At 29.4% G+C, this 2,971-nt stretch carries 3 protein-coding genes; 1 reads left to right on the forward strand and 2 read right to left on the reverse strand.

Translation table 11 applies throughout. The features are described from left to right. Positions 1 to 164: 164 nt before the first annotated feature. Positions 165 to 860 (forward strand): hypothetical protein, encoded by a 696-nt coding sequence (locus KPL51_RS22790; RefSeq protein WP_216166683.1) that lies wholly within the window; start codon positions 165 to 167, stop codon positions 858 to 860. A 389-nt stretch (positions 861 to 1,249) separates the two neighbouring features. On the opposite strand, the gene KPL51_RS22795 is transcribed toward KPL51_RS22790, so the two are convergent. Further along, positions 1,250 to 2,035 (reverse strand): PRC-barrel domain-containing protein, encoded by a 786-nt coding sequence (locus tag KPL51_RS22795; RefSeq protein ID WP_216166685.1) that lies wholly within the window; start codon positions 2,033 to 2,035, stop codon positions 1,250 to 1,252. Between the two features lie 74 nt (positions 2,036 to 2,109). Continuing rightward, positions 2,110 to 2,265: a lmo0937 family membrane protein gene (locus KPL51_RS22800; RefSeq protein WP_216166687.1), complete on the reverse strand. Its 156-nt coding sequence runs from the start codon at positions 2,263 to 2,265 to the stop codon at positions 2,110 to 2,112. Between the last annotated feature and the right edge of the window lie 706 nt (positions 2,266 to 2,971).

Raw genomic sequence — 2,971 nt, forward strand, 5'->3', positions numbered from 1 at the left:
AATGGAATCTAAGTGATAAAAAACCAAGAGCAAAGATAAGTGTGTAATTCAGAAATGAATAAAAATAAAGATTAACATTAACAAAGATAAGTAGGAAATTATTCGTATTATTTAAGGATGGTTTCTTATCAAACTTATAATTAGATTATACAAGGAGGTAAAATATGATTTCTAAATTTTTAGATCGAAATGGAAAAGTTATAGTTGCTATAATTGTAAGTATAATTCTATGTATTGCAATTCCATTTATATTGAACCGTTTCGTTTTTACCAATGGTAGTAAACCCAATTTAACTAATCTTGAATGGTCAACTTTTTTAGGTAGCTACATTGGAGGAATCCTTGGTGGGACTGCAACCCTTATAGCTGTAATAATCAGTTTGAATATTAGTAAAAAAATTCAAATGGAATCAGAACTCAGAGTTAATAGTTTAATAGTTTATTATGATTTAATCACAGGTTCAAATGATTTAAAAAGGCTTTACATTAATAGCAAAAATAAAGAATTTAAGAATATTCCTTCGCGAATGTATTTTAGCAAAGAATGGATAAATAATATAGCTAAAATATCTAGTGAAATAAGAGATACAGCTAGTTTGTATAAGCTATATACAGATTTAGAAATAATAAGTGAAGAATTGAAAATCAAAAATGAATTACAGACACAAAATTCATCAGATTTTGATTACGATAGATATGAAAAAATCATCTATAAAATTTCAAATAGAATTTTCAATAAAACATTTCTTGATAGTAATATGAATAAATATAATAGCATAGATGACGTATTTAATGTTGATGAAGAACTTAATTCTGATTTCAAGAAAATTATTACAGACTTAAAATCCATAATACATTAACTTATAAGTAGTGTTAAATTGTCAGTAGTTGCTATGGAAAATATCTACATAGAATGCTATCTTGGATTTAAAGGTTGAGATTGATGTTTATATGGACTTTTATAATAAAACCAATGAGGTCTAGCAAAACCCTCACTGAATCAATACGTCTCATACTTAAAAACAGTTGAGTACCCAATAAAAATATTTAAAAATACCCTTATATCACATTTGTGAAATAAGGGTATTTTTAAATCTCTTTTTTAAATTGGCCTTGACACAGGCTGCATTTTAGCCAAATTAGTATGTTTTTATATTGCGTCATACATATACCAAATTAAAAACAAAATATGCAGACACTTTTTAAGTTATGTTAAAAATGTAGTGAACGTAGGTTTCGTACAAATATTTTAGTGGAAATGTTCATTGGAATCAAGTTCATCAATCCAGTATCCTTGTTGATTATAATGTTGATACAGTCCAGTCTCATAGTCTCGAGTTAAAAGAGACTCATCCGTGTATTCCGGTGACTGCTTGATGTTCTCACGAAGAAGATTGACGAATACCTTAGATTCGTTCCAACTAACGCGCTCTATCCATTTCGGTGAAACAAGGACCTTTTTCCCTGGCCACCAGTTCTTTGTATCAATAATTAGATAACGAATTGCCAATGTCTCATCATCGATGATAAAATCATCAACGTGTCCAATTGAGCCGTCTGTAGCTTGGATGTCGTAGCCACTCACATCGTGAGTGTTATGTAAATGGGTATCTAGCTCTTCCTCAACTTGAGTTGATTCTATTAACTTTTCTTGAACCTGTCCATTTTCGATGCGAGGATAAAGTCCACACGTTCCCCACATTTTTGGACCACTCCAATATGTTGGCCAATTATAATACTCATAGTAATCTTCTTCGTATTGTCGTGAGACAGGTTCGTCATTGTACAATGATGGACTATTCTCAATCTGGTTCTTGCTCAAATTGATGTTGATGTATTCTTCTTCCTTATTCACAGAAGCTAACGCATACGGTGAAATTACTACTTGTCTGCCCATTAACCAATTTCCAGTGTCGGCAATTAAATAGCGAATCGCCCAGTGGTAGTCATCAAAATAGAACTCCTTGACTTTCCCTATTTCCCCATCATTACAGTGCAGTTTGTAACCCCTTAGTGTTTTAGCTTTGTTTAACATAATAATACTCCTTTCTTCTTTCAGTTTTTTGTGAAATGTTTCTGTATTGGATCTAAAATACTAGTTACCAATACTTACTTTAATCTTCCTCTTCCACTAATAAAATCAAAAACGAATAATATAACAGCTATGACAATTATTATGTGTATCAGGCCACCACCAATATTAAGCACCAAACCCAATAACCAGAAAATTATTAATATTCCTGCTAACCAACGTAATAAACCCATACATATCACTCCTTTACAATTTGATTTTTAACAAAAAGCATTTATTCCTAAATTTTATATCTTTTTTACACAAATATAAATTTGCTAAAAACTTAGAATATTCTGATTAAAGTATATCACTAATGTTTTTATATTTCAACCTTTTTCACCAATTAATTTATTTAATGCCATAATTTTACATATTTATTTGGCCATATAAATTAATTCAAAGCATCGATTTTATATGATTCATCTTAATTTTAGGATGTTAATGCTAAGTTTACTACCCCTTTGCGAGGTCACTTAAAAGTGAGAAATTACTTATAAATTGTATGTTTATACACATCTGTTTGTATATAATGATAGAAAGTGCAAAATAAAACAGACTATGAGATAATTGGTAGATAATATGTTGTTTATGATAGTGTTAACTAACCTATGAAAAAAACTAGATTAAAAATTTTAAGATTTAAATTGCACCTTGAAAAGTGAAAATATACCTAAAAGTAATGAAACATTAGTTTTGTTATCAACAAAACTTTGGCTTTTTTTCTTGTCAAGTAAAAAAGTGTAGCAAAAATACACCTTTAAGATTGTCCCTTTTTTTTCAGAACACTGAAGGTGAAACTAATTTGATTATATCAAAAGCTAAATCGTAAATCCAGCTATATAACCTGCTTTTCAATTATAAGTTGTTGAGAAAGTTCAATTAATTTTTGCCATTTGC

The sequence above is a fragment of the Clostridium bowmanii genome (assembly GCF_018861315.1).
Lineage (GTDB): Bacteria > Bacillota > Clostridia > Clostridiales > Clostridiaceae > Clostridium_AD > Clostridium_AD bowmanii.

Coding starts and splice junctions, on each gene's coding strand:
- KPL51_RS22790 (WP_216166683.1), top strand. CDS start 165: ATGATTTCTAAATTTTTAGATCGAAATGGAAAAGTTATAGTTGCTATA.
- KPL51_RS22795 (WP_216166685.1), bottom strand. CDS start 2,035: ATGTTAAACAAAGCTAAAACACTAAGGGGTTACAAACTGCACTGTAAT.
- KPL51_RS22800 (WP_216166687.1), bottom strand. CDS start 2,265: ATGGGTTTATTACGTTGGTTAGCAGGAATATTAATAATTTTCTGGTTA.